Genomic DNA, 25,784 nt, shown 5'->3' on the forward strand with positions numbered 1-25,784 from the left:
CACCTTCTCGTGAAAGTGAAAGCGTTTGCATGGTCGGTCTAGAGGACGTCGCAAAACTCGCTCAGGTCTCTGCGGCCACGGCCTCGCGGGCGCTCTCGCGGCCGGAGCTGGTGGCCGAGACGACGCGCGAGCGGGTGCAGGAGGCGGCGCGGACCCTGGGATACCGGCCGAACGTGCTCGCCCGCAGCCTGCGCCAGCGCGGGAGCCGCACGCTGGGGCTGGTGGTGACGGACATCCTCAACCCCTTCCACGCGACGCTCGCCAAGGCCGTGCAGGACGTGGCCGAGGCGCAGGACTACACGGTCCTCATGTTCAACACCGACGAGGAGTCCGCCAAGGAGCGCCGGGCCTTCGAGATCCTGCGCGGGCACCTGCCCCGGGGACTCATCGTGGTGCCCACGCCCGCCACCCACACCAACCTCGACCTGCTGCCGGGCCTGCCCGTGATTGAACTTGACCGGGCGAGCGGTCGCCCCGGGGCGCACACCGTCCTCGTGGACAACGAGGTGGGGGCCTACCGGGCAGTGTCGTACCTGGCCGGGCTCGGGCACCGCTACATCGGCATGATCGTGGGGCGGCAGGACATCTCCACGGCGGTCGAGCGTCACGAGGGCTACCGCCGGGCCCTTCAGGACGCGGGCCTCCCCTACCGCCCCGAACTCGTGCGCCCCGGCAACCACCGCGAAGGAGACGGTCGGGCGGCGGCCCACGCGCTCCTTGCCCTCGCGCCGGGGGAACGCCCCACCGCCCTCTTCGTGGGCAACAACGAGATGACGGTGGGCGCGGTGCTCGCCGCCCGCGACCTGGGCCTGCGCCTGCCGGGGGACCTCTCCCTGGTGGGGTTCGACGACTCGCGCTGGGCGCAGACCATCCTCCCGGCCCTCACGGTGGTCGCGCAGCCCGCCTACGAACTCGGCGCCCTGGCCTGCCGCACCCTGCTGAGCCTGCTGGACGGGAGGGTGGTCCCCACCTCCACACGCCTGAACACGACCTTCATCGAGCGGGACTCGGCCGCTCCCTCCGCTTCCCACGCGCAGAAGGTGGGTTCCGCGTGACCTCTCCCGCGCCGCTCCCCGCCTCCGCCCTGGAGGCCGCCGCCTTCGCCCCCTTCGGCACGGTCCTGGGGCGTCCCGTCGGCGAGCCCACCCTGGAACGCGGAGACATCACCTTCTGGCACGCGACCGGGGACCTCGCGGGCCTGGGGGGCAGCGGGGTGACCGGGCACCTGATCGCCCACCGCCGCGACACCCTCCTGACCCAGATCGAGCGCCACGTCCAGACGCCCGAGGTGTTCCTGGCCCTCGGCGGCCGGAGCATGTTCGTCGTCGGGGCGCCCGGGGACGCCGACCCGGGGAGCCTGCGCGTCTTCGTGATCGAGCCGGGCGAGGGCGTGCTCCTGCATCCCGGCACCTGGCACTGGGCGCCGTATCCCCTCACCCCCACCGCCAGCTTCCTGATCGTGCTGCGCGCCGAGACGCCCGAGCACGACATCGAGACCCTGGAGATTCCCCCACGCCGCCTGGAGGCCAGCCCCGTGCCGAGCCCCTGATCCTGGCCCTTCCCCCCGGTGCCCGCCACCTCCCCGACCTCTCCCCGGCACCGCTCTCGTCCGCCCCCGGCCCTTCGCCCCCACTCACCCCAGGAGAAGCACCATGCGCACCCCCACCAAGTTCGTGACCGCCACCCTCGCCGCCGCCACCGTCCTCGGCCTCGCGTTCGCGCAGGGCAACCAGCCCGTGATCGGACTCATCACGAAGACGGACACCAACCCCTTCTTCGTGAAGATGAAAGAGGGCGCGCAACAGCAAGCCACAAAGCTCGGGGCGAAGCTGCTCACTGCGGCGGGCAAGTCGGACGGCGACAACGCCTCGCAGGTCGCCGCCATCGAGAACATGGTGGGTGCGGGCGCCAAGACCATCCTGATCACCCCGGCCGACTCCAAGGCCATCGTGCCCGCGATCAAAAAGGCGCAGGCCCAGGGTGTGCAGGTCATCGCGCTCGACTCCCCGACCGAGCCTGCCAGCGCGGTCAACGCCCTGTTCGCCACCAACAACTTCCAGGCGGGCGTCCTCATCGGGCGCTACGCGAAGGCCATGATGGGCAACAAGCCCCTCAAGATCGCCACCATCGACCTGTTCCCCGGGGCGGCGGTGGGCGTGCTGCGGCACAACGGCTTCCTGGCCGGGCTGGGCCAGAAGAACAATGGTCAGGCGATCACCGACAAGCTCACCACCCAGGTGACGGGCGGCGTCGTGGTGTGCTCGCAAGACGGCTTCGGCGACCAGGCCAAGGGGCAGACCGCGATGGAGAACTGCCTCCAGAAGAACCCCGACATCAACCTCGTGTACACGATCAACGAGCCTTCCGGCTACGGCGCCTATCAGGCCCTGAAGAACGCGGGCAAGGAAAAGGACGTGATGATCGTCTCGGTGGACGGCGGCTGCAACGGCGTGCGCGGGGTGCAAAGCGGCGTCTTCGCGGCGACCAGCCAGCAGTACCCGCTGAAGATGGCGGCGATGGGCGTGGAGGCGGGCGTGCAGTTCGCCAAGGCGAACAAGGCGGTCAAGAGCGGGTACACCGACACCGGCGTGACCCTGATCGCCGCCAAGCCCGCCGCCGGGGTGCCCAGCCAGGGCGTGCAGTACGGTCTCGCCAACTGCTGGGGCAAGTAAGCCAAGCGAGGAGGCCCGGCGCGCCTGACGCCTCCCGGGAGGGTCTGCTCGCGCGGGCCTTCCCGCTTCTCGGTAAGGAACTGCCCCAGCCCTGCCCCCGAACCCCCTGAAAGGACCCCGGCGGATGACCACCACTCCTCCCCCTCTCGCCAAGGCCCCCGACCGCCTCACCCTGCGTGAGCGGCTGCCCTCGGTCGCCATCCTGGGGCCGCTGCTCGCGCTGCTCCTCGCCGTCATCTTCTTCTCCACCCAGTCCGACCGCTTTCTGAGCCCGCAGAACTTCTCGCTGATCTTTCAGCAGGTGTCCTACGTCGCCGTGCTCGCCATCGGGCAGACCCTGATCATCCTGACGTCGGGCATCGACCTCGCGGCGGGCGTGATCATGGCGCTGGGTGGCGTGGTCATGACCCGGCTGGCGGTGAACTCGGGCCTCAATCCGTACCTCGCCATCGGGCTCGGGCTGCTCGCCACCACCTTCGTCGGGTGGATCAACGGCCTCTTGATCACGCGCCTGAGGCTGCCCCCCTTCATCGTGACGCTGGGCATGTTCGGCATCGTGTTCGGGTTCACCCAGGTCTACTCGCGCTCGGAGACGGTCTCCAGCCTGCCGGACCCCCTCACCTTCTTCGGCTCCGTCTTCCGCATCGGGGCGACGAGCTGGACCTACGGCACGGTCCTGATGCTGGCGCTGTACCTGCTGACCCACCTGATCCTGACCCAGACCTCGCCGGGGCGCCACCTCTACGCGGTGGGCAACAACCCCGAGGCCGCGAGATTGACGGGCATTCCCACCAACCGGGTGATCCTGCTGGTCTACACGCTCGCCGGGCTGACCTACGGCATCGCCGCGTTGCTGCTGACCGCTCGCACGGGCGTGGGCGACCCCAACGCCGGGCAGACCGAGGCGCTGGCGTCCATCACCGCCGTCGTGCTGGGCGGCACCAGCCTCTTCGGCGGGCGGGGCGCCGTCGTGGGGACGCTGCTCGGGGCCCTGATCGTCGGCGTGTTCACGAACGGCCTGACCCTGATGGGCGTGCCCTCGGTGTACCAGTACATCATCACCGGCGTGCTGACGATTCTGGCGGTTGCGGTCGACCAGCTCTCCCGGAGGAAGGCGTAACGAGATGCAGACCTACCCTTCGCAGGCCAGTGCCGTTCAGGCTAGCCCCGCCGCCCCCACCGTCTTCGAGGCACGGCAGCTCGTCAAACGCTACGGACACGTCACCGCCCTCGACGGCGTGGACTTCGAGCTGCGCCAGGGCGAAATCCTGGCGGTCATCGGCGACAACGGGGCGGGCAAGTCGAGCCTGATCAAGGCACTCTCGGGGGCCGTGGTCCCCGACAGCGGCCAGATTTTCCTCGACGGCAAGCCCGTCCACTTCCGCAGTCCCATCGACGCGCGGCGGCAGGGCATCGAGACGGTGTACCAGGACCTCGCCGTCGCGCCCGCCATGACCATCGCCGAGAACCTGTTCCTGGGCCGCGAGCTGCACCGGGGCGGCTCACTCGGGCGGATGCTGCGCCTGATCGACAAGAAGCGGATGCTGACCGAGGCGACCGAGCACATGAAGACCCTCCAGTTCTCCATCCGCTCGATGACCCAGCCCGTCGAGACGCTATCCGGCGGGCAGCGGCAGGGGGTGGCGGTGGCGAGAAGCGCGGCCTTCGCCCGGCACGTCGTCATCATGGACGAGCCGACCGCTGCCCTCGGCGTGAAGGAGGGCAACATGGTGCTCGACCTGATCCGCCGGGTGCGCGACAAGGGGCTGCCCGTCATCATCATCAGCCACAACATGCCCCACGTCTTCGAGATCGCCGACCGCATCCACATCCAGCGACTCGGGCGCCGCGCGGCGGTCGTCAACCCGCGCAAGCTCAGCATGGCGGACACCGTGTCGGTGATGACGGGCGCCCTGGAACCCTCCAAGCTCTCGCCGGATGTGCTCGCCTGAGGCCGACCGGCAGAGCACCCCTCATTCGTGCTGTCCCCACTTGACAGGGGGCAGCATCTCGTCTTTATTGAGAGCGTGTTATCAATACCAGCATCGAGCAGGACGGGGAGGCATAGAAGCCCCCGTCTCTGCCGGTGCCGCTGCGCTCGTTGCGTGGGAAAACTCTGGGATTCCAGCTAGCGGTGTGGCCGGAAGGGTGGCTTGACCGCCATCTTCCGGGCAGCAACAAGCTGCTGACAGAGGTCACGCTGACCCCATTGCCCCCTCGACCCTGGCGCCGAACACGCCGAGGTCTCCCCCTCTTCCCACGCGAAGCGAGAACAAGACATGAAAACTTCCTACGACGTGATCGTGGTCGGCGCCAGCAACGCCGGTCTCAGCGCCGCCCTCGTGCTGGGGCGGGCCTGCCGCTCGGTGCTCGTGCTGGACGGCGGCCCGCCCCGCAACGCTCCCGCCGACGCCGCGCACGGCTTCCTGACCCGCGACGGCACGCTGCCCGCCGAACTCCTGCGGATCGCCCGCGAACAGCTCATCCCCTACGGCGTCGAGGTTCGGCCCGTGGCGGCGGCAGGAGCGCGAGCCCTCCCCGAAGGCTTCCAGGTCGAGCTGGCGGGCGGCGAGTTGGTGGAGGCACGCCGTCTGCTGCTCGCCTCGGGTGTCCGCGACCTTCTCCCCGAGGTGCCGGGCCTGCGCGAGCGGTGGGGCCAGAGCGTCCACCACTGCCCGTACTGCCACGGCTGGGAGGTGCGGGACGAGCCCATCGCCGTGTATGGCCGGGGAGATATGGCCTTTCACCAGGCCGTGCTGCTGCACCACTGGTCGCCCGACCTGGTCCTGCTGACGGGCGGCCCTGCTGAGATGACGGCAGATCAACGCCACCAGCTCTCGGCCCTCGGAATCGAGGTGATCGAGTCGGCGGTCGAGCGGCTCGAAGGTCCGGGGCCGCAGCTCCAGCGGGTGGTGTTTCAGGGCGGCGGGAGTCTCGCGCGCTCGGCCCTGTTCGTCGGGCCCCGGCAGGAGCAACGCTCCACGCTTCCGACCGAGTTGGGGTGCGCGTGTACAGAGGACGGCGTGTATGTGAACACCCAGCCTGGCGGGCAGACCAGCGTGCCCGGCGTGTACGCAGCGGGTGACATGACCGGACCTCTCCAGCAGGTGGCGCAGGCGGTCGCCGGGGGCGCGCTCGCCGCCGCCACGTTGAACAACGAGTTGATCTTCGCGGACGCCCGGAGGCAGGCCGTCGCCACGGGGCGCTGACCTTCCCTGGCCCGCAACCCGCACAACGCAAGCTCCCGCCGGGGCGAACCTCGGCGGGAGCTTGGTGTGATGGGGGTTACGCGCCCTGGGAGACTTCGGCGTTCTGCGTCTCGGTCGCAGGCGTGTCCGAGGTGGCGGGGGTGGTCTGGGCGGCGTCCACGGTCTTCGGGGCGCTCAGTTGCCCGCCCGTGCGAACCTGCACGGTGCGCTTCTGGGCGGCTTCACTGCGGGGCACGCGCAGGGTCAGGGTGCCGTGGTCGAACTCGGCCTCGACCTTGGTGAGGTCGTACTTCGCGGGCACGCTGAAGGTGCGGGAGAAGGTCCCGTACGCCCGCTCGACGCGGTGGGCGGTGCGGCCCTCGCCCCGGGTGTAGTTCCGCTTGGCCTGCACGGTCAGCGTCTGGTTCTCGGCCTCGATCTGGATGTCAGCGGGCTGCACGCCGGGCAGGTCGAGCGTCAGCTCCAGCCCTCCCTCGTCCTCGTGCACATCCACGGGGGGCGCCAGCCTCGCGGTCTGAGCGGCGATCCCGTTCCCGAAGGCGCGGTCCATACGCTGGGTCAGTTCTTCGATCTCACGGAAAGGGTCAAAACGCATCAAGGTCGTTACCTCCTGTGACTGGAAGCGGCTCGGCGGCTCTCGCAGTGCCTCCCGCTCAACTGCTCATAGATTAAAACCTGAGTGCCTGCGTGTCAAGTTTAATGCGTCTTAAAGAGGGCAAGCAAGGCTGAGCCTGGGCCCTCCCCTCCCAGCCTGCTGCGCTCCGGTGTACACTCCCCGGGGCAGCGGGTGAGCACACACGCCCCCCGGCCTTTCTCAGCGGCCCCGTGAGACCGCACCCGCCCCGTGAGGCAGGAGAAGGAGCGAAGATGCAACGTGATCTGGTGGGCCGTCAGCGTGGGCTGGGCGGCGTTTTTTATGGGCAGGAGGCGGAAGGCTCCGGGCGCCTTGGCCTGCTGCCTTCTACTTTCTGCAAGGCGGAACGCCAGTGACGCCGAAAGCCACCATCCTCACCGCCGACGAGGTGCGCCGGGCGCTGACCCGCATCGCGCACGAGATCGTGGAGCGCAACAAAGGCGCGGAGAACCTCGCCCTGATCGGCATTCACACGCGCGGCATCCCGCTCGCCGGGCGGCTAGCGGCGAAGCTGAGCGAGCTGGAGGGCGTGGACGTCCCGACCGGCAGGCTCGACATCACCCTCTACCGGGACGACCTGACGGAGATCGCCCATCAGCCCATCATCCGCGAGACGCAGGTGCCCTTCGACCTCGCCCGGCGCCGGGTGGTCCTGGTGGACGACGTGCTGTACACCGGGCGCACCGTGCGCGCCGCCCTCGACGCCTTGATCGACCTGGGCCGCCCCGAGAGCATCCAGCTCGCCGTCCTGGTGGACCGGGGGCACCGCGAACTCCCGATCCGCGCCGACTACGTGGGCAAGAACCTTCCCAGCGCCCGCTCCGAGGTCGTGAAAGTGAGGCTCACCGAGACGGACGGGGTGGACCTCGTGGAGTTGCACGACCTGGAGGCCCAGCGATGACGGCCTCCATCACCTCCGCCCGACCCCGGCACCTGCTCGACTTTCAGGGGTGGTCGCGCGAGCGGCTGACCGCCCTCCTCGACAACGCGGACACGATGAATCAGGTGCTCGACCGCCCGGTGAGGAAGGTCCCGGCGCTGCAAGGGCTGACGGTCTGCACGGCCTTTTTCGAGAACTCCACCCGCACGCGTGTCTCCTTCGAGCTGGCCGCCCGGCGCATGAGCGCGGACGTGGTGAGTTTCGCGGCGGGCGCGAGCAGCCTCTCGAAGGGCGAGTCCCTGCGCGACACCGTGGAGGTCCTGACCGCCTACAAGGTGGACGCCTACGTCGTGCGGCACCACGCGGCGGGGGCGGCGCATCTGGTGGCGCGTTACTCCGGCAAACCCGTGGTCAACGCGGGCGACGGGCGGCGGGCGCACCCCACCCAGGCCCTCCTCGACGCCTACACGGTGCGGCAGGAGTTCGGCACGCTGGAGGGCCTGACGGTCGCCATCGTCGGCGACGTGCGGCACTCGCGGGTGGCGCGCAGCAACGCGGAACTGCTGCCCAAGCTGGGGGCGAGGGTTGTGCTGTGCGGCCCGGCGACCCTCCTCCCCGAAGGGCTCGCCCACCTGCCCGGCGTGACGCTGACGACCGATCCCCGCGAGGCCGTGCGGGGCGCGCACGCCGTCATGGCCCTGCGGCTCCAGCAGGAGCGGATGGACGCCGGATACCTCGCCAGCCTTCAGGAGTACGCCGACACCTACCAGGTCAACGAGTCCCTGATGCGGGAGGCCGAGAGCGGCGCCATCGCCTTACACCCCGGCCCCATGAACCGCGACGTGGAGATCAGCTCGGACGTGGCCGACGGGCCGCGCAGCCGCATCGTGCGGCAGGTGGAAAACGGGCAGGCCGTGCGGATGAGCGTGCTGTATCACCTGCTGGTGGGGCGGGAGTAAGCGTGAGGGCGATGCCCCGTGTTGCCCTCTCACCCCTCCAACTTGCCTGTGTGCTGGGTCTGATCCACGCGGCGTTCAGCCTGTACTGGGCACTGGGCGGACGCTGGCTACTGGAAACGGTGGGCCAGGGACCACGGGAATTGTTGAAGTCAGGGCCCTTGAGTGTGGGGGCTTCACTGGGGTTGATCGCGTTGTTCAAGGCGGCAGCGGCCATTCTTCCTGTATTGAACGGGCAGGATCGTCTGCCCTGGCCGAAGCTCTGGCGCGGCATCAGTTGGGTGGGCGGTGTGTTCCTGATCCTGTACGGTGGCGTCAACACATTGGTGGCCTGGGGCGTCCTGAGCGGTCTGGTTGCCTCGCCAGGGTATAACCGTTCGGCCATGCTGGGGCACGCAGCCCTCTGGGACCCACTGTTTTTGCTCTGGGGTGCGGCGTTGGTATTGCATCTGTGGCTTTCCCGTCCTGTACGTACATAAGAGGTTATTTGTGACTCTAACCATCACTAACATCAAACGCCCCGGCTCCGAACGGCTCGAATCCGTCACTGTCGAGAACGGCGTCATCAAAGGCTGGAACCTCGGCGAACTCGGGGAAGTGATCGACGGGGGGGGCGGCACAGTCGCGCCTGCGCTGGTCGAACTCCACGCCCACCTGCGCGAGCCGGGGCAGACGGAGAAGGAAGACCTGGCCTCGGGGCTCGCGGCGGCGGCGGCGGGGGGGTACGGGACGGTCGTCTGCATGCCGAACACGTCCCCGGTCGTGGACGATCCAGCCACCCTGCGGGCGCTGATCGAGCGGGCGGAGGGGCTGGGCTTCGCCCGCTTGCGCCCGGCGGCGGCGCTGACGAAGGGGCAGCAGGGGGAGCAACTCTCCGAGCTGACCTACCTCAGGGAGGCGGGGGCCGCCATGTTCACCGACGACGGGCGCACGAACGAGAATGCCCGCGTGCTGCGCCTGGGGCTGGAATACGCCCGCTCGCTCGGCATGGTCGTGAGCGTCCACGCCGAGGACGCCTCCCTGCGCGCCGACGGGGTGATGAACGAGGGACCGGTGTCCGAGGAACTGGGCCTGCCCGGCAACCCGGCGGCAGCGGAGGCGGCGCGCGTGGCCCGCGACCTGGAGATCGTGGCACAGACGGGCGCGCGGCTGCACGTCCAGCACCTCAGCACGGCCCGCGCGCTCGACCTCGTGCGGGAGGCGAAGGGGCGCGGCCTGCCGGTCACCTGCGAGGTCTGCCCGCACCACCTGACGCTGACAGACGAGGCGCTGCGGAGCTTCGACGCGATCTACAAGGTGGCCCCGCCGCTGCGGACCCAGGCGGACGCCGACCACCTTCTCGAAGGGCTGCTCGACGGCACGGTGGACTGCCTCGCCACCGACCACGCGCCGCACACCCGGGCGGAGAAGGAGCGCGACCTCTTGAGCGCGCCCTCCGGCATCGCGTACATCGAGATCGCCTTCCCGCTGATGTGGACGCGCTTCGGGGAGCGGCTGGGGCTGGAGAGGCTTCTGGACCTGATGACCGCCGCCCCGGCCCGGGTCATGGGCTGGCCCGAGCCGACGCTAGAGGAGGGCGCCCCCGCCGACCTCGTGGTCCTCGACCTCGACACGGAGCGGGAGGTCAATCCGGCCGAGTTCAGGAGCAAGGCGAAGTTCACCCCCTGGGCGGGCGAGACGTTAAGGGGCTGGCCGACCCTCACGGTGGTGGGAGGGAAGGTGGCGTTCAGGCGGGAGGGTTGAGACGGGCAGCCTGGACGGTGGGGCTGGGGCTGAGTGCCCTGACGGGAGTCGCGCTCGCCCAGGCCTACACCTTCGAGGTCAACCATCACCGGCACGAGCTTCCCGGCCTGCGCTCACCGCTGCGGGTCGTCCAGCTCTCGGACCTCCACTACGGGCCCTATATGGGGCGCGGGTCGGTGCGAGGGTGGGTGGACGCGGCGCTGGCCCTGCGGCCCGATGTGGTGCTCGTGACGGGGGACTTCGTGGACCGGCGCGGCACGTCCTCTCTGGAACCCCTGTTCGAAGAACTCGCCCGGCTGCGCGCCCCTCTGGGCGTGTGGGGGGTCTGGGGCAACCACGACCTTGCCTACCTCCGCCGGGCGGCCCACCGCGAAGGCAGGTCCACCGAGGCGGCGCGCGAGGCTTTCGCAGGGAAGCTCCGGCGGGCAGGCATCCGCATCCTGCGCAACGAGGGGGCGCCGCTGCGGGAGGACGTGTTCCTGGCGGGCGTGGACGATCTGCGGCGGGGAGAGGTGAGACTTGAGGCGGCTCTGAGCCAAGCCCCGGCCGGGGGCGCCGTGCTCCTCATGAGCCACACCCCCGACCTCCTGCCCGAGGTGCCCGGGCGCGTCGGCCTGAGCCTGTGCGGCCACACACACGGGGGACAGGTGTGCCTGCCCCTCGTCGGGCCCCTCGTCACGTCCAGCCGCTTCGGGCGGCGCTTCGCCTCCGGGTTCGTGCAGGGTCCGGCGCCCGGCTTCGTCTCACGCGGGCTCGGCGTAACGACCCTTCCCTTCCGGCTGAACTGCCCGCCCGAGGTCGTCGTGTTCGATTTCGTGCCCGGCTGAAGGGCGGAACCTGGGCGGGATCGTCAGCGTCCGTCGCCCGAGCCTCCCGGGCGCTCGAAGGTCAGACGGGCCGCCTTGGAGAACAGCACGAGTTGCCCCGCCCCCTCGCTCATGACGTACTGCTCCGAGGCATTCAGGGCGCCGAGGAACGCCTCCGGGATGGCGAAGGGGCAGCGGTCCCCGGGAGCGGGCGTGAGGGGCCGGACATCAAGCCTCACCCGGTTCTCGGCCGCCTGGGCGGACCCGGCGAAGGTCCCACACCCGAAGCGGCCTTGCACCGCGCCGCCCGAGACCACGAGGTAGGCCGTGCCCGGAGACACCCGGCCGCTCCCGAAGCCCTGCACGTTCGTGAGTTGCCAGGTGCCACTCAGGGGGCCCGGCGTGGCCGCCCGTGCAGACTGGACCATCGCCGCCAGGGTCACCAGGAGGAGGAAAGGACGCATACCCCAGGGTGGGGCAAGAGGGTGATGAGGTTCTGACAGTCCGGCTTCAGCCGTCGGCCGCATCGGGGAAGTTCGGCGGGCGCTTCTCCCGCAGGGACGCCACGCCCTCATGTACGTCCGGCCCGGAGAAGCCCAGGAACTCCAGCGCCAGCGAGGCGTCGAAACTCGGCCCCGCCAGCCGCAGCCAGTTGTTCAGCGCCTCCTTCGTCCAGCGGACGGCGGTCTGACTCCCCTGTGAGAGGCGCCGGGCGACGGCGAAGGCACGGTCGAGCAGTTCCTCCTCCGGCACGCACAGGCTCACCAGCCCGATCCGTTCCGCCTCCGCCCCGCTCAGCGGCTCGTTGAGCAGCAGGTAATACTTGGCCTTGTTCAGCCCGCACAGCAGCGGCCAGATGATCACGGCGTGGTCCCCGGCGGCGACCCCCAGCCGGGTGTGACCGTCGAGGATGCGCGCATTCGGCGAGGCGAGGCTGATGTCGGCGAGTAGGGCGACCGCGAGCCCGGCACCGACACACGGCCCGTGGATGGCGCTTACGACGGGCTTGGAGCAGTTGAGGACGTTGTAGACGAGATCGCGCGCTTCCTTGTGCACCCGGGCGCGGGTTTCCCATGACTGGGCCATCTCCGCCACCAGCCCCAGGTCCCCGCCCGAGGAAAAGCCCCGGCCCTCCCCGCGCACGACTACGCAGCGCACCCCGGGGTCGAGGTCCACCTCGCGCCACACGTAGGCGAGGTCGCGGTGCATGGTGGCGTCGGCGGAGTTCAGCGTCTTCTCGTTGGACAGGATGAGTTCGAGGATGCCGCCCGAGTGCGCCCCGAACTTCAGCGACGCGAACCGCTCCCGGTAGGGTGTGAGGTCGGGGGCGCTCAACGGCTCTCCCGCAGGTCCACGACGCGCCGCAGCTTGCTGCCCTCGCTGCGGGGCAGGGTGCCGGGTTCGCACAGCTCGCAGCCGATGGAGACGCCCACCTGGGTCTTGACGAGCCGCACGATCTCGTGGCCGAGCGGCCCGTCTAGGCGCGTGCTCTCCACCCGCAGCAGCAGTTCGTCCATCATGCCGGAGCGGGAGAGCACGAGCTGGTAGTGCGGGCTGACCTCGTTGAGGTGCGCGAGGACCGCCTCGATCTGGGTGGGGTACACGTTCACCCCGCGCAGGATGATCATGTCGTCGCTGCGGCCCCGGATGGCGTCCATACGGCGCATCGTGCGGCCCGTCGCGTTCTCGCCCGGGAGCAGGCAGGTGATGTCGCCCGTCCAATAGCGCAGCAGCGGCAGGGCGGTGCGCGTCATGGAGGTGAGGACGAGGACGCCGTACTCGCCGTCGGGCAGCACTTCGCCGGTTTCGGGATCAACGATCTCCGGGTAGAAGTGGTCCTCCCAGAGGTAACTCCCCCGCTGCTCGTCCGCGTCCTCATTGCTGACGCCGGGGCCGATGATCTCGGAGAGGCCGTAGATGTTGGTGGCCTTCACACCCAGGCGGGCCTGCACCTCCTGCCGCATCGTCTCGGACCAGGGCTCGGCGCCCAGGACGGCGTATTTCAGGCTGAGGGTCTCCGGGGTGTGCCCCCGCCGGGCCAGCGCGTCGGCGAGGACGAGGGCGTAGCTCGGCGTGCAGGCGATCACCTCGGGCTCCAGGTCCTCGATGATCTGCACCTGTCGCTCGGTGCCGCCGCCCGACACGGGAATCACGCCCAGCCCCAACCGCTCGCCGCCCGCGTGCGTTCCCAGCCCGCCCGTGAAGAGGCCGTAACCGTAGGCGTTGTGGAAGAGCATCCCGGGCCGCGCCCCTGCGGCATGGAGGCTGCGGGCCACGACCTCGGAAAAGACCTCCAGATCGTTCTCGTCGTACCCGACGACGGTGGGCTTGCCGCTCGTGCCACTGGAAGCGTGGACGCGGCGCAACTCGGAGCGGGGGACCGAGCACAGACCGAACGGGTAGCCGTCGCGCAGGTCGCTCTTGCGGGTGAAGGGGAAGCGCCGCAGGTCGTCGAGCGTCCTCAGGTCTTCGGGGGTGACCCCGGCCTGGGCGAACTTCTCCCGGTAGGCGGGCACGCGCTCGTTCAGGCGGGCGACCGTGGCTTGCAGGCGTTCCAGTTGCAGGGCACGCAGGGCCGGAAGTGGCATGGCCTCCGCAGATGGGTTGAACATGGCTGAGTGTATCGCCGGGTTAGGCATGGGTCTCCCCCACCTCCCGCGCCACGAGCGTCAGGATGGAGTACGTCGCCACGAGCACCTCGTTCTGGTTGGTCACGTCCACCCGCCACTTCACGACCCCGGTGGCGGGCTCACTGGGCCTCGGGTCCTTCGCCGTCTTGCTCTGCACCGTCAGGCGGGCGCGGATGGTGTCGCCAAAGCCCACGGGCTCGGTGAACCGGAGATTTTCTAACCCATAATTCGCCAGCACCGGCCCCACCCCCGGGTCCACGAACAGCCCCGCCGCCGCACTCAGCACGAAGTACCCGTGCGCCACCCGCCGCCCGAACAGGCTCTCCCGCGCCCCGATCTCGTCCGTGTGCGCGTAGAAGCGGTCGCCGCTCAGGCCCGCGAAGGCCATAACGTCCGCCTCCGTCACGGTGCGGCGCGGGGTGAGGAGGCTGTCCCCGACCTGCAACTCCTCGAAGGTCTTGCGGAAGGGATGCACCACGTCCTCGCGCACCTGCGCCCCCGGCACGTACTCGCGCGTGACGGCGGTGAGGGTGGTGGGGTCGGCCTGCACGGCGACCTTGTTCATGTGGTGCCGCACGCCCGAGAGGCCAGCCAATTCCTCACCGCTGCCTGCGCGACCAGGGCCGCCGTGCTTGAGTTGCGGAAGTGGCGACCCGTGCCCGGTGCTCTCCCCCGCGTTCTCCCGGTTGAGGACGAGCAATCTCCCGTGCGTGCTGCTCAACCCGAGGACGAGTTCGGTGGCCTCGGTGCGATCAAAGGTGACTATGCTTCCCACCAGCGAGCCCCGGCCCATCCGGGCGAGGCGGGCGGCGTCCTCCAGCGTGTCGTAGGGGAGCAGGGTGGCGACCGGGCCGAACGCCTCCAGCTCGTGCGGGCCCCGCGCCGTGAGGGGCGACTCGCACAGCAGCACGGTGGGGTCGAGGAAGGCGCCCTTCTCGCGGTCGCCGCCCAGCAGCTCACGTTCCTCGCCGCCGATGACGACGCTCGTTTCGGCTTTCAGGGCGTCCAGCGTCCCCTGCACCCGCTCGCGCTGCCCGGTGCTGACGAGGGCACCCATCCGCACGTCGTCGCGGGCAGGGTCACCCAGGGTCACCTTGCCGAGTTCGCGGCGCAGGGCCTCCACGACCTCCTCCACCCGGTCACGCGGGACGATGGCGCGGCGGATCGCGGTGCATTTCTGCCCGGCCTTGCTCGTGATCTCGCGCGCCACCTCCTTCACGTACAGGGCGAACTCGGGGTCCCCGGGCTGCACGGTGAGGCCCAGCACGGAGGCGTTGAGGCTGTCGGCCTCGGTGTTGAAGGGCACGTTGCGGGCGACGATGGTGGGGTGGACCTTGAGCTTCGCTGCGGTCGCCGCCGAGCCCGTGAAGGCCACGAGGTCCTGCTCCTCCAGGTGGTCGAGGAGGTCGCCGGGCTCCCCCGTCACGAGTTGCAGCGCCCCCTCCGGCAGCAGCCCCGAGGCGATGATGTCGCGCACCACCCGCTCGGTGAGGTAGGCGGTCTGCGGCGCGGGCTTGACAAAGCTGGGCATCCCGCCGACGAACGCCTGCGCGAGCTTTTCCAGCATCCCCCACACTGGGAAGTTGTAGGCGTTGATCTGCACCGCCACGCCCTCACGCGGCACGAGGAGGTGGCGGCCCACGAAGGTCCCGCCCTTCCCCAGCCGCTCCACCTGGCCTTCGGGCAGGAAGCGTTCGTCGGGCAGGTCACGGCGGGCCATGCTCGCGTAGCTGAACAGGGTCCCGATCCCGCCCTCGATGTCCACCCAGCCGTCGCGCCGGGTCGCGCCCGTCAGCAGGTTGAGGGTGTAGTAGTCCTCCTTGCGCTCCAGCAGATACGACGCCAGCGCTTTCAAAGCCCGCGCCCGCGCGTGGAAGGTCAGCCGCCGGATCGCCGGGCCGCCCACCTCGCGCCCGTAGCGCAGCGCCTCGCCGAAATCCACCCCCTCGGAGGAGATGACGGCCACGGGGCGGCCATACACGGCGTCCACGAGCGTCTGCCCGTCGGCGCCCGCGTGCCAGGTGCCGTAGACGTAGGAGGCGGGGCGGAGGATGTCGGGGGTGGGGAGGGTGGTCATGGGGCTCCTTGGTGCCGGACTAGAATCGCGTATGACGATCAACAACGAGCGTGACCTGGAAGGCATGAAGCTGGCGGGGAAAGTGGTTGCCAGAACGCTTGAGGCGCTCAAGACTGCTGTGGAACCCGGCATTACCCCTGCCGATCTGGACACGCTGGCGGGCGAGATTTTTGCCCAGTATGGCGCTTTTTCCGCTCCCCGCGCCGAGTACAACGCTCCCGTGAACGTGTTCGTCAGCGTGAACGAGGACATCGTTCATGGCCTGCCGACGCATCGGCCTCTCGCGGCGGGCGACGTGGTGTGCATTGATGTCACGCCAAACGTGGGGGGCTACGTCGCCGACGCGGCGGTGACGGTCGCCGTGCCTCCAGTGTCGCCTGTCGCCACTCGTCTGATCGCTTGTGCCGAAGCCGCGTTTGCCCAGGCCATGAAGGCAGCCCGCGCGGGCCGCCCCCTGAACGGCATCGGCAGGGCGATTGAAACGGAAGTGGCGCGACGTGGCTTCACCCTGCTGCGCGAATTGCAAGGGCATGGTGTGGGCCGGGCCATTCACGAAAAGCCGGAGGTGCCCAACTTCTACCACCCGGCGCTCCAGAAACCCTTGCACGAGGGGCTGGTGATCGCCGTCGAGCCGATGGTTTCCAGCGGTCGAAACTGGCGCACAAAAACTCTGCGGGACGGCTGGACGATCTCCACGACGGACGGGGGCATCGCCGCCCATTTTGAACACACCATCATGATCACCAAGGGTGCGCCGCTGATTTTGACGGCCTGAAGTCACACGCTCTCAAATGGCGTCGGCGTGCCAGGTGCCGTAGACGTGGGAGGCGGGGCGAAAAATGTTATGATGGTAAGGGTAATCATAAAATTTCTCGTGTTAGAGCAAATCAAAAGGCGTAAGAATGCCTACAGGGTTGTCATTATTATCCAAGACAAGAAGAGGCAAACCCTGCATTGTTTGGTATGCTGTCGGCACGGGATCACTCTCTCGTATTTTCCCAACACTCGGCAAGTCTGGCAGTTGAGCTAATGCTATGAGTGGTTCAACATATTTTTGGTTGCTTGTTAAATTACTAGCGCTCCACAGTTTGACAATGTGATGGTCTGATATAAGGAGGAACTCGTTATCAATCTTCACTGGCAGATGAGAAAACGAGTTCTCAAGCATTATTTCCCTAACTTTGGAAAGGGTGTGAAAGGGCTGTACAAAAACTACACCTTCAACCATAACGTGACGCACTAGCGTAGTCATAGTGTACAACTCCTCCTCTATAATAGTTACCAACTTTGCAGCCTTCGACGCAAGATTCCTCGCAAAGACTCCTTGGTGAGAAACGTCGTTCCTGGCAGCTTTGACAACGGAAAATAGCGCGTCAAATTCAACTTTATTATGCCGCCCTACAAAGCTCTTCAGGGCAACACTGTACCGACCCAAACCGTTCTGATGGGCGCCCGTTAGGCGGCGTCCAAATTCTTCAAGCGCGTAACAAACGCTTTTGAAGTCCTCAGCGTCCTCTAAAGTTTTGTATCTAGCTTGACGGAACAGCTTTAAATAGTAAGCCGCCTCTTCAGGCGGTAGTAACGCAGTCCCCGTCATACACTCTTAAACCCCTCGAACGGCTCCTTGCAGCTTTCGCACACGTACAGCCGCTTGCACAGCGTCGGGCCGAAGCTGGCCGTCATCCTCACGTTCAGCGAGCCGCAGCGGGGACAGCGGGTGGGTTCGGGGTCGAGGGTGATGAGGGGGGTGTCTCCGGCGGGGGCGGGTGGCGCGATGCCGTACTGGCGCAGCCGCTCGCGGGCGTCGGGCTGTATCCAGTCGGTCGTCCAGGGGGGCGTGAGGGTGCTGCGAACCTCCACGTCGGGCACGCCCAGGGCCCTCACCGCCTCGCCGATGGACTCGCGGATGACGTGCAACGCGGGGCAGCCGGAGAAGGTGGGGGTAAACGTGACCGTCACCCGCCTGCCATCCACTGCCACATCCCGCACCATGCCCATATCGGTGACGGACACGACGGGAATCTCAGGGTCGGGGACGTGGGCGAGGGCGGCCCACACATCATCTGCTGAAAGCTGACGGCTGATCGCTGACCGCTCCATCACCACACCTCCGCGTTCGCGTGCTGCCGCGCCACGCCCTGCATCTCGGCGAGGAGGGGGGCGAGGTGTTCGGTGTGCACGTCCCGCCCTTCCGCCGCATCGGCCAGGGTCAGCGGCAGGAGAAGGCCACACTTCCCAGTGAGGTGAGGCACCACGAAGCCCTCCCAGCGGGCGCGGACTTCCCCGAGGTCGGGGACGATTCCAGCGGCCACGAGTTCCGCCTCACCGGGCACCGGGGCGAACAGTTGGGCGACGTGGGGCCACAGCTCATCCAGCGCGTTCTGCGTGCGGCGGCGGCTCTCCTCGGTCCCGAGGGCCAGGCGCTCCACCCACAGGGCGGTGTGCTGGAGGTGGAACCTCTCCTCGCGCACCGCCTTGGCGGCGACCTCGGCGAGCGGGGCGTAGGTGCTTCCCCGCGCCGCGTCCAGCCACAGCGCCTCGTAAGCGTCGAAGAGGAACTGGCGCAGCATCGTGAAGGCCCAATCGCCCTTCGGGAGTTCGACGAGGCGGACGTTCGTGAACTCGCCCGCGTTCCGGAAGAAGGCGAGCTGATCAGCGTCGGAACCGTCGAGCGCACGCCGCAGGTCGAGGTAGAGCGTGGCGTGCCCCAACTCGTCCTGCGCGATGTTGGCGAGGGCAATGTCCTCTTCGAGGATAGGCGCGTGCCCGGTCCACTCGCCGCCTCTGTGCGCCAGGATGATCTCGTCGTCGGCGAGGGCGGTGAGCTTGCGGATCAACACAGCTTGAAGCTGGGGCGTAAGCGTCCCCTGCTGACTGCTGACGGCTGATGGCTGACCGCTCAGCGTCATCGCTGCACCTTCGGCGCCTTGTCGTGCGGGTGGTCGTAGACCTTGTGGTCGCCGACGTGGGGTTCCTCGTTCACGCGCCCCGGCATCTTGCCCTCGCGCTTGAGTTCACCGACATGCTTGCCGATCACCCCGTAGTACTGCTGCTGCTTGTAGGTCTTGTCCTTGGCGGGCGCAAACCAGCTTTCCACTGTGCCGGGGTCATCATCCGTGCGGACAACGCCGGATTCGGGGAAGACGAGCCAGGTCAGCGCGTCCGGGTGTGCCTCCCGCGCCTGGCGCAGCGCGTCTCCGGGGCCGCTCGCCTCCAGCGTGCCCACCAGATCGACGAAGGTCATGGAGCGTTTGTGGGTCCGCTTGAGCCCCAGGTGGTAGGTGCCCGCCTCACCGGGGGTGTCCTGCACCTCGGGGCGCGTCTCCAGTTCCTCGGGGGTGGCGGTCAGAATGTCGCTCTCCCGCACCGTCCAGAGGCTCACGGCGGAGGGGCGCCGCGCGAAGACGTTGCGGGCGGTGAGCAGGGCGTGGTCGGGGTCCCCCGCGTGGACGCTCCCCACCGCCTGCCAGGGCCGGTTTGGCGCGTCCTGCTTGAAGACCTCCCAGCGGGACCATTGGGTATCGGGGATGGGCTGAGGCTGGGTCATGGGTTGGGGTCCTTGGTGGGCGGGGGCGCCGCGTCTGACCCCTCCGCCCCTTCGGGGCACCTCCCCTTAAAGGGGAGGCAAAGTGCCCGCTCGGCTCTCCTCTCAGGGGAGCTGTCAGCGAAGCTGACTGAGGGGTCTGCCTTCAGCTCAGTCCGCCGCCTGCGTGACCTGCCGAGCCGCGTACGCCTGCATGGCCTCGCGCACCCAGGCACCGTCCTCGTGGGCCTTCTGGCGGGCGCCGAGACGTTCCTTGTTGAGCCCTTGCTGCCCCTTGATCACCGCCCAGAACTCGTCCCAGTTGATCGGCCCGTGCCGCCAGTTGCCGTCCGCGTCCTGGTGCAGGTCGGGGTCGGGGATGGTCAGGCCCGCCTCCAGCAACTCGGGGACGTGCTCGTTGATGAACTCCTGGCGCACCTCGTCGTTCGTCTTGAGCTTGATGCCCCACTTGGCGAGGGCGCCCGTGTTCGGGCTGTCGGCGTCGTGCGGGCCGAGCATCATCAGGGCAGGCCACCACCAGCGGTTCAACGCCTCCTGCGCCATCTGGCGCTGCTCGGGCGTGCCCTGCGCGTAGGTGACGATCATCTCCTTGCCCTGCTTGTGGTGGAAGGTTTCCTCCGAGCAGATGCGAACCATCGCCCGGCTGTAGGGACCGTAGGAGCACCCGGCGAGCATCGTCTGGTTCTTGATCGCCGCGCCGTCCACCAGCCAGCCGATCATGCCCACGTCGGCCCAGGTGTGGGTCGGATAGTTGAAGATGCTCGAATATTTCGCCCTGCCGCTCAGCAGGGCGTCCAGCATCTCCTCGCGGGTCGCGCCCAGCGTCTCGGCGGCGTGGTAGAGGTACTGGCCGTGCCCCGCCTCGTCCTGCACCTTGGCGATCAGGATGGTCTTGCGCTTGAGGCTGGGGGCGCGGGTGATCCACTCGCCCTCGGGCAGCATCCCCACGACCTCGGAGTGCGCGTGCTGGGAGATCATGCGGATGAGCTGGCGGCGGTACCCGGCGGGCATCCAGTCACCGGGCTCGATCTTCTCGCCTCGGGCGATGCGGGCTTCGAACGCGGCGTGCTGTTCGGCAGTCTCCGTGATGGCACTGTCCATAGGCGTGGTCATGGGAAACCTCCTGGGTGACCTGCGGGTGGAGCGGGGACGACTCGCGAGGGTCGAACTAACAGTAGTTAGGCAATTATAGGAAAGTGGAGGGGCGGCGTCAAATCCGGCTGCCCGGCGCCTGCCCGGCCTGTCCTACCTGCTACCCTGCGCGGGAGATGACGACGGCCCCCGGCCCTTCCTCCGAACGCAAGGAGCAGATTTACCGCACGGCGGCCCGGCTGTTCTCGGAGGTTGGGTACCGCGCCACGTCCATGCGCGACATCGCCGCCGCGCTGGGGATCAAGGCGGGCAGCCTGTACTCGCACATCGAGGGCAAGGAGGAACTGCTGTGGGGCATCGTCAGCCGCGTCGCCGACGAGTTCGACGAGGCCCTGCGCCCGGCAGAGGATGAGTCCCTCTCCCCCTCCGGGCGGCTGCGTTCCGCGCTGACGGCCTACACGCAGGTCGTCACCCGCAACCTGGAATACGCGACGGTGCTGTTCAGCGAGTGGCGGCAACTGCCCCCCGAGCGTCAGGCACAGGTCAAGGCGCGGCGGGACGCGGTGGAGCGCGTGTTCCGCGACATCATCCGCGACGGCGTGGCGGCGGGATACTTCGTGCCGGAGACGGATGTCAAGCTCACCGCCGTCCTCGCACTGTCGGGGGCGAACTGGCTGCCCAACTGGTTCAAGCCGCAGGGGAACCTCGGGCCGCAGGAGGTGGCGGAGACTTTCGCGGCGCTGCTCCTGCGGGGAATCGAGGCGCGGCGCGAAGAGGGGTGACTGTCCTCGCGGGCGGTATCACCCGGCCGTTTTGGAACCCGGTGCTTCTGCTCCGCGCATTGCAAAGCGGTGATCCTCCACCGACCAAAAGAAAAACCGCGCTCGCGGCGCGGCTTTCTGGCTGGTGGAGATTTGGGGATTCGAACCCCAGACCCTCCGCTTGCAAAGCGGATGCTCTCCCGCTGAGCTAAATCCCCAGCGGCCCCAGGCTAGCAGAGCCCGGGAGGCGAGGCAAGGCTTAAGCCAACACGCCGACAATAACGGTTCACACCCCCCGCTAGCATGTCCCCCATGTTCCGCCGCCGCCCTCCCCTGCCTCCCTTCCCGCCGGGCGCCCTGCTCGTGGGCGGCGCCGCCCGCGACTGGCTGCGCGGCGCCGAGCCCAAGGACTTCGACTGGGCGGCCCCTGACCCGGAAGGCGCGGCGCGGACGCTGGCGGCGGCGCTGGGAGGCTCGGCCTTCCCGCTCGACGAGGAGCGCGGGTACTGGCGGGTTCACGCGGGGGACGGGGTGCAGCACGATTTCGTGCCTCTCCCGGAGGATATGGCGGACGACCTGCTGCGGCGCGACTTCACGGTGAACGCGCTCGCGCTCACCGAGAGGCACGCCGTGCTCGACCCATCCGGCGGACGTGCCGACCTGCGCGCCCGGCGACTACGGATGGTGTCGGCGGCGAACCTGCGCGCGGACCCCCTGCGGGCGTGGCGGGCCGTGCGCTTCGAGATCGCCCTCGGCTTCCGGCTGGAGGCGGCGACGGAAACCGAGGTGCGGGCGGTCGCGGTTGAACTGGCAGCGGGAAGACTCCCCATGCCCGCGCCCGAGCGGGTGCGCGAGGAGCTGCACGCGCTGCTTGCCCACAAGGCGGCGGCGCGCGGCATCCTGCGGCTGGAGGACCTGGGCCTGCTCGCCCTGACCCTCCCCGAGTTGCGGGAGGGCATCGGGGTCGTGCAGGGGGGGTTTCACCACCTCGACGTGTTCGGGCATGGCGTGGAGGCGCTGCACCAGCTTCTCGCGCGCTTCCCGGACGCCGACCTGCCCCTGCGCTGGGCCACCCTGCTGCACGATGTCGGCAAACCGCGCGCCCGGGGCACCAACCCTCGGTCGGGCCGCACCACCTTCTACGAGCACGACAGGATCGGCGCGGCGCTGACGGGGCAGATGCTCACGCGGCTGCGGCTGCCCTCCGCGCAGGTGGAGCGGGCCTCGGCCCTGGTGCGGGCGCACATGGCCCCGCTTCCGGCGGGGGAGCGCGAGGCCCGGCGGTTCGTCCACCGCCGCCGAAACCTCCTGCCCGACCTGCTGCGCCTGATGCTCGCCGACCGGGAGGCGGCGCGGGGACCGGACAGCCACCCCGCGATCCGGCACGCCTATACGCAAGCGATGGACCGGGTGCTTGCGGCGCTGGAGGAGCAGCCCGCCGCGCCCCCTCCCCTTCTTACCGGTGAGGACGTGATGGCGCTGCTGGGAATCGGCCCCGGTCCCGCCGTCGGCCGGGCGCTGCGGGAGGTGGCGGAGGCGCAGGCCGTGGGAGAGGTGCGGACCTCCGGGGAGGCGCGGGCGCTGGTTCTCTCGCGGGCCGGGGAGGGTTAACGTTGCTTCCCCGCCCGGTGACGGTTCGGTACGGCCGCGCTCGTTATCCTGCCTCCCGATGAGCCCCGAGTCGCCCCCCGTCACGCCCGAGTGGGTCAAGGACGCCGTCTTCTACCAGATCTTCCCCGACCGCTTCGCGCGGAGCGGACGCGTCCGGGGGCTTAGCCTCCAGCCGTGGGGCGGCCCGCCGCAGATTCACGGCTACATGGGCGGCGACCTGTGGGGCGTGGCCGAACACCTCGACCATCTCCAGGCTCTCGGGGTGAGCGCCATCTACTTCTGCCCGGTCTTCCAATCGGCCTCGAACCACCGCTACCACACCCACGACTACTTCCGAGTGGACCCCATGCTGGGCGGGGACGAGGCGCTGCGGCACCTCCTGGGCGAGGCGCACGCGCGGGGCATCCGGGTGGTGCTCGACGGGGTGTTCAACCACGCGAGCCGGGGCTTTTTCCAGTTCAACGACCTGCTCGAGCAGGGCCCGGACAGCGCCTACCACGACTGGTTCCACGTTTCGGGCTGGCCCCTTCACGCCTACGACGGCGGCGGGCCCGCCGGGTATCAGGCCTGGTGGGGAAACAGGGCACTCCCCAAGTTCAACACGGACAACCCCGCCGTCCGCGAATTTCTGTGGGACGTGGCCGAGTACTGGACGCGCTTCGGGATCGACGGCTGGCGCCTCGACGTGCCCAACGAGATCGACGACGACGAGTTCTGGCGCGAGTTCCGCCGCCGGGTCAAGGCCATCAACCCCGAGGCCTACATCGTGGGCGAAATCTGGGGCGACGCGCACCGCTGGCTTGCCGGGGACCAGTTCGACGCGGTGATGAACTACCACTTCACCCGCCCCTGCCTGGCCTTTTTCGGCGCCCGGACGCTCGACCACCCCATGAACGAGCGCAGCGGCACGGGCCGCGTGGAGCCGATGGACGCCGCCGCCTTCGCCCGCCGCATGACGGAGGTCACCCGGCTCTACCACCCCGACATCGTGGCCGCGCAGCTCAACCTGCTGGGCTCACACGACACGGCCCGCTACCTGACCGCCGTGGGAGGCGACGCCACGGCGTACCGCCTCGCCACCGTCTTCCAGATGACCTACCTCGGCGCCCCCTGCATCTACTACGGCGACGAGGTGGGCCTCCACGGCGGCCCCGACCCCGACTGCCGCCGCGCCTTCCCCTGGCACGACGAGGCGAGCTGGGACCGCCAGACCCTCGACCTGACCCGCACCCTCACCGCCGCCCGTCACGCCAGCCCGGCCCTGCGGCGCGGCACCTTCCAGGTCACCCACGCGCGGGGCGACCACCTTGCCTACACCCGGGAGCACGCGGAGGGGAACGCCCACGTCGCCCTCAACTGCGCCGGGGACTGCGCCCGCATTCCTCTCACCGACGTGCAGCCGGGCACGTACCGTGACGTGTTGAGTGGGCGGACCCTCGAACTGGGCGGCAACACCGAGGTCGAGGTTCCGGGGCGTGGAGCGGTGGTGCTGGTTCGGGCATGACGATGACGTTTTGAAGGTTGGGGGGCGCCTTGAGCCGGGAACTGAGCAGGCGGTGAGGGCTTCCCCTCCGCTTCGCAGCTCTGCGAGTTTCCCACGAGGGGGAGGAGGCGCGGGCAACCTCCTGGCGGCGGGATTGGTGGCACGCCCCCCCTCCCAGCCTCCCCCACAGGGGGGGAGGAGCAAAAAGACAGCGTATTGGGTGGCAAAGGGCATTGGAGGTGGTCACACGCCCCCTCTCCCCAGCCCTCTCTGCAAACAGCTCTACGAGTCCCGCAAGGGGAGGGAGAAAAGATGCTGAAGCCTTCGCTCTTCAAAACGCGAATCCTGACACCCCATCAGTGGAAGTGAGTGGACGATCCTGGCCCACGACCCCGCCTTGCTCGCGCAGCGAGACGGTGGGCTCGCAGACGGGACGCGACAAGATCACACGTTGCGTTCAGAGGAACACGTCCACCCGCGCCGCCCGTGTGTCCTTGCCGAGCGCAGCGGAAAGCTCCCCCTGCCCCCCCTGGGGATAGGGGGCTGGGGGGTGGGGGCAAACCGTGGCACGACGCCCTGCCCCTCAACCCCTCACCCTCCTCAATGCAGCGGCACATGCCCCGGGAACCCGATAAGCCAATCGAGCAGATCGCCCACCATCGCCGAGGCCGTGACCATCCCCCCTGCCCCGCCCCCCGCGAAGATCAGGGTGCCGCTCTCCTCCCCCTCGTAGACGAGCGCGTTGCGGCTCGCCCCCGCCGTACAGAGAGGGTGGGTCTCGGGGAGGCGCTGTGGCGAGACCCGGGCGTGCCAGCCGTCCCCGTCCCGCGCGAGTTCGGCGACCAGCTTGATCCGCTGCCCCGCCGCCCGCGCCTCAGCCACGTCGTCCAGGGTGACGCCCTCGATGCCCTCGATCTGGACGGCCTCGTAGGGAAAGTTCCCATCCGCGCAGAAGCGGGCGAGCACGGTGAGCTTGTGGGCGGTGTCGAAGCCGCCGACATCGAGGGTGGGCGGGTCCTCCGCGTAGCCGAGGGCCTGGGCCTCCTCCAGCGCCTGCGCGTACGTCTTGCCCCCCTCCATCTGGGTGAGGATGTAGTTGCAGGTGCCGTTGAGGACCGCCTGGAGCCGCACGAAGGTGCTCGCGCGCAGGACGGTGCTCATCGGGCCGATGACCGGGGTGCCCGCCATCACCGACGCCTCGTAGTAGAGACGGCCGTCCAGGGCGTACTCGCGCAACTCGTCCCACCGCTCGGCGAGGAGGGCCTTGTTGGCGGTAATGACGGGGCGGTCGGAACGCAGGTAGGGCCGCAACAGGGCGAGAGGAGAGTCGATGCCGCCCAGCGCCTCGATCACCACACCGCACTCCTGGAGGAAGGTGGGGTCGGTGGTGAGCGGCGTGCCCCCCGGGACGCTGCGAGCCTTGGCCGTGTCGCGCACGAGCACGCCCGCCACCTCGACCCGCACGCCGAGGTTGTCGAAGATGTCTTTGCGGCGCCGCAGGAGGTGCAGCACGTCCTGTCCCACCGTGCCGCAACCCAGCACGCCCACCGTGACGGTTCTCATCCCCCGGAATGTAACGTCGGCCGGAGGAAAGCGGCGGCGGGCGGGTTAGACCGAGGGGGCAATCCTGGGGGGCAGTGCTGGTAAGGAATAGGGGCGGCCTTCCGGTCGTCTAGCCGGGTCGGG

27 protein-coding genes and 1 tRNA gene are annotated in these 25,784 nt (G+C 68.9%); 16 read left to right on the top strand and 12 right to left on the bottom strand.

Annotated features, from left to right (window positions below; translation table 11 throughout):
- Nucleotides 1-29 precede the first annotated feature (29 nt).
- The 6 genes from DAETH_RS11760 to DAETH_RS11785 all read left to right on the top strand — a co-directional run bounded on the left by DAETH_RS11760 (nucleotide 30) and on the right by DAETH_RS11785 (nucleotide 5,881).
- Nucleotides 30-1,055, top strand: coding sequence for a LacI family DNA-binding transcriptional regulator (locus tag DAETH_RS11760; protein WP_264775081.1), 1,026 nt, complete (start codon nucleotides 30-32; stop codon nucleotides 1,053-1,055).
- On the top strand, nucleotides 1,052-1,549 hold the full coding sequence (locus DAETH_RS11765; protein WP_264775082.1) for an ureidoglycolate lyase: 498 nt from the start codon (nucleotides 1,052-1,054) through the stop codon (nucleotides 1,547-1,549). The genes DAETH_RS11760 and DAETH_RS11765 overlap by 4 nt, the downstream gene beginning before the upstream one ends.
- 103 nt (nucleotides 1,550-1,652) lie before the next feature.
- Complete coding sequence (locus DAETH_RS11770) at nucleotides 1,653-2,672, top strand: sugar ABC transporter substrate-binding protein (RefSeq protein ID WP_264775083.1); 1,020 nt, start codon at nucleotides 1,653-1,655, stop codon at nucleotides 2,670-2,672.
- 124 nt (nucleotides 2,673-2,796) lie between these two features.
- Nucleotides 2,797-3,792 carry an ABC transporter permease gene (locus DAETH_RS11775; protein WP_264775084.1) on the top strand — a complete coding sequence of 332 codons (996 nt, stop codon included), beginning with the start codon at nucleotides 2,797-2,799 and terminating at the stop codon, nucleotides 3,790-3,792.
- Nucleotides 3,793-3,796: 4 nt separating this feature from the next.
- Entirely contained in the window at nucleotides 3,797-4,624 is an 828-nt protein-coding gene (locus DAETH_RS11780) for an ATP-binding cassette domain-containing protein (protein ID WP_264775085.1), read from the top strand.
- A 327-nt stretch (nucleotides 4,625-4,951) separates the two neighbouring features.
- Nucleotides 4,952-5,881, top strand: coding sequence for an NAD(P)/FAD-dependent oxidoreductase (locus DAETH_RS11785; RefSeq protein ID WP_264775086.1), 930 nt, complete (start codon nucleotides 4,952-4,954; stop codon nucleotides 5,879-5,881).
- Between the two features lie 76 nt (nucleotides 5,882-5,957).
- Here the strand turns inward: DAETH_RS11785 and DAETH_RS11790 are convergent, their stop codons facing one another.
- A complete protein-coding gene (locus tag DAETH_RS11790; protein WP_264775087.1) occupies nucleotides 5,958-6,479 on the bottom strand; it encodes an Hsp20/alpha crystallin family protein in 522 nt (173 codons plus the stop codon).
- Nucleotides 6,480-6,748: 269 nt separating this feature from the next.
- Here DAETH_RS11790 and DAETH_RS11795 point away from each other — a divergent pair, with 269 nt between their 5' ends.
- The 6 genes from DAETH_RS11795 to DAETH_RS11820 are packed head-to-tail and all read left to right on the top strand — an operon-like array spanning nucleotide 6,749 to nucleotide 10,921.
- The gene (locus tag DAETH_RS11795) at nucleotides 6,749-6,871 is read left to right on the top strand and encodes a hypothetical protein (RefSeq protein ID WP_264775088.1); all 123 of its coding nucleotides are present in this window, start codon (nucleotides 6,749-6,751) and stop codon (nucleotides 6,869-6,871) included.
- A complete protein-coding gene (pyrR, locus tag DAETH_RS11800) occupies nucleotides 6,868-7,416 on the top strand; it encodes a bifunctional pyr operon transcriptional regulator/uracil phosphoribosyltransferase PyrR (protein WP_264775089.1) in 549 nt (182 codons plus the stop codon). Before DAETH_RS11795 ends, pyrR begins: the two co-directional genes overlap by 4 nt.
- Nucleotides 7,413-8,354, top strand: a complete 942-nt coding sequence (locus DAETH_RS11805; RefSeq protein ID WP_264775090.1) for an aspartate carbamoyltransferase catalytic subunit — start codon at nucleotides 7,413-7,415, stop codon at nucleotides 8,352-8,354. Before pyrR ends, DAETH_RS11805 begins: the two co-directional genes overlap by 4 nt.
- A 50-nt stretch (nucleotides 8,355-8,404) precedes the next feature.
- Entirely contained in the window at nucleotides 8,405-8,830 is a 426-nt protein-coding gene (locus DAETH_RS11810) for a DUF3995 domain-containing protein (protein WP_264775091.1), read from the top strand.
- Nucleotides 8,831-8,840: 10 nt separating this feature from the next.
- The gene (locus DAETH_RS11815) at nucleotides 8,841-10,094 is read left to right on the top strand and encodes a dihydroorotase (RefSeq protein WP_264775092.1); all 1,254 of its coding nucleotides are present in this window, start codon (nucleotides 8,841-8,843) and stop codon (nucleotides 10,092-10,094) included.
- Nucleotides 10,091-10,921: a metallophosphoesterase gene (locus DAETH_RS11820; RefSeq protein WP_264775093.1), complete on the top strand. Its 831-nt coding sequence runs from the start codon at nucleotides 10,091-10,093 to the stop codon at nucleotides 10,919-10,921. The genes DAETH_RS11815 and DAETH_RS11820 overlap by 4 nt, the downstream gene beginning before the upstream one ends.
- A gap of 23 nt (nucleotides 10,922-10,944) precedes the next feature.
- Here the strand turns inward: DAETH_RS11820 and DAETH_RS11825 are convergent, their stop codons facing one another.
- The 4 genes from DAETH_RS11825 to paaZ are packed head-to-tail and all read right to left on the bottom strand — an operon-like array spanning nucleotide 10,945 to nucleotide 15,607.
- Nucleotides 10,945-11,364: an META domain-containing protein gene (locus tag DAETH_RS11825; protein ID WP_264775094.1), complete on the bottom strand. Its 420-nt coding sequence runs from the start codon at nucleotides 11,362-11,364 to the stop codon at nucleotides 10,945-10,947.
- Nucleotides 11,365-11,410: 46 nt separating this feature from the next.
- On the bottom strand, nucleotides 11,411-12,235 hold the full coding sequence (locus DAETH_RS11830; protein ID WP_264775095.1) for an enoyl-CoA hydratase/isomerase family protein: 825 nt from the start codon (nucleotides 12,233-12,235) through the stop codon (nucleotides 11,411-11,413).
- Entirely contained in the window at nucleotides 12,232-13,512 is a 1,281-nt protein-coding gene (locus DAETH_RS11835; RefSeq protein WP_264775096.1) for an AMP-binding protein, read from the bottom strand. Before DAETH_RS11835 ends, DAETH_RS11830 begins: the two co-directional genes overlap by 4 nt.
- Before the next feature lie 19 nt (nucleotides 13,513-13,531).
- Complete coding sequence (paaZ, locus tag DAETH_RS11840; RefSeq protein WP_264775097.1) at nucleotides 13,532-15,607, bottom strand: phenylacetic acid degradation bifunctional protein PaaZ; 2,076 nt, start codon at nucleotides 15,605-15,607, stop codon at nucleotides 13,532-13,534.
- Nucleotides 15,608-15,638: 31 nt separating this feature from the next.
- Here paaZ and map point away from each other — a divergent pair, with 31 nt between their 5' ends.
- Nucleotides 15,639-16,382, top strand: coding sequence for a type I methionyl aminopeptidase (map, locus tag DAETH_RS11845; protein WP_264775098.1), 744 nt, complete (start codon nucleotides 15,639-15,641; stop codon nucleotides 16,380-16,382).
- A 102-nt stretch (nucleotides 16,383-16,484) separates the two neighbouring features.
- On the opposite strand, the gene DAETH_RS11850 is transcribed toward map, so the two are convergent.
- The 5 genes from DAETH_RS11850 to paaA all read right to left on the bottom strand — a co-directional run bounded on the left by DAETH_RS11850 (nucleotide 16,485) and on the right by paaA (nucleotide 20,264).
- Complete coding sequence (locus DAETH_RS11850) at nucleotides 16,485-17,204, bottom strand: CBS domain-containing protein (RefSeq protein ID WP_264775099.1); 720 nt, start codon at nucleotides 17,202-17,204, stop codon at nucleotides 16,485-16,487.
- Nucleotides 17,201-17,707, bottom strand: coding sequence for a 1,2-phenylacetyl-CoA epoxidase subunit PaaD (gene paaD, locus DAETH_RS11855; RefSeq protein ID WP_264775100.1), 507 nt, complete (start codon nucleotides 17,705-17,707; stop codon nucleotides 17,201-17,203). The genes DAETH_RS11850 and paaD overlap by 4 nt, the downstream gene beginning before the upstream one ends.
- A complete protein-coding gene (gene paaC / locus DAETH_RS11860; protein WP_264775101.1) occupies nucleotides 17,707-18,516 on the bottom strand; it encodes a 1,2-phenylacetyl-CoA epoxidase subunit PaaC in 810 nt (269 codons plus the stop codon). Before paaC ends, paaD begins: the two co-directional genes overlap by 1 nt.
- A complete protein-coding gene (locus tag DAETH_RS11865; protein ID WP_264775102.1) occupies nucleotides 18,513-19,154 on the bottom strand; it encodes a phenylacetic acid degradation protein in 642 nt (213 codons plus the stop codon). Before DAETH_RS11865 ends, paaC begins: the two co-directional genes overlap by 4 nt.
- Nucleotides 19,155-19,301: 147 nt before the next feature.
- Entirely contained in the window at nucleotides 19,302-20,264 is a 963-nt protein-coding gene (gene paaA, locus DAETH_RS11870; RefSeq protein ID WP_264775103.1) for a 1,2-phenylacetyl-CoA epoxidase subunit PaaA, read from the bottom strand.
- Between the two features lie 155 nt (nucleotides 20,265-20,419).
- On the opposite strand from paaA, the gene DAETH_RS11875 reads away from it, so the two are divergent.
- Nucleotides 20,420-21,025 (top strand): TetR/AcrR family transcriptional regulator, encoded by a 606-nt coding sequence (locus DAETH_RS11875; protein ID WP_264775104.1) that lies wholly within the window; start codon nucleotides 20,420-20,422, stop codon nucleotides 21,023-21,025.
- A gap of 122 nt (nucleotides 21,026-21,147) precedes the next feature.
- Here DAETH_RS11875 and DAETH_RS11880 read toward each other — a convergent pair.
- A tRNA-Ala gene (locus tag DAETH_RS11880) sits at nucleotides 21,148-21,222 on the bottom strand.
- A 94-nt stretch (nucleotides 21,223-21,316) separates the two neighbouring features.
- On the opposite strand from DAETH_RS11880, the gene DAETH_RS11885 reads away from it, so the two are divergent.
- Nucleotides 21,317-22,615, top strand: coding sequence for an HD domain-containing protein (locus DAETH_RS11885; protein WP_264775105.1), 1,299 nt, complete (start codon nucleotides 21,317-21,319; stop codon nucleotides 22,613-22,615).
- 58 nt (nucleotides 22,616-22,673) lie between these two features.
- Nucleotides 22,674-24,119 carry a glycoside hydrolase family 13 protein gene (locus DAETH_RS11890; RefSeq protein ID WP_264775106.1) on the top strand — a complete coding sequence of 482 codons (1,446 nt, stop codon included), beginning with the start codon at nucleotides 22,674-22,676 and terminating at the stop codon, nucleotides 24,117-24,119.
- 579 nt (nucleotides 24,120-24,698) lie between these two features.
- On the opposite strand, the gene DAETH_RS11895 is transcribed toward DAETH_RS11890, so the two are convergent.
- Nucleotides 24,699-25,661 (bottom strand): homoserine dehydrogenase, encoded by a 963-nt coding sequence (locus DAETH_RS11895; protein WP_264775107.1) that lies wholly within the window; start codon nucleotides 25,659-25,661, stop codon nucleotides 24,699-24,701.
- Between the last annotated feature and the right edge of the window lie 123 nt (nucleotides 25,662-25,784).

Source organism: Deinococcus aetherius, from assembly GCF_025997855.1.
In the GTDB taxonomy this organism is placed as follows: Bacteria; Deinococcota; Deinococci; order Deinococcales; family Deinococcaceae; genus Deinococcus; species Deinococcus aetherius.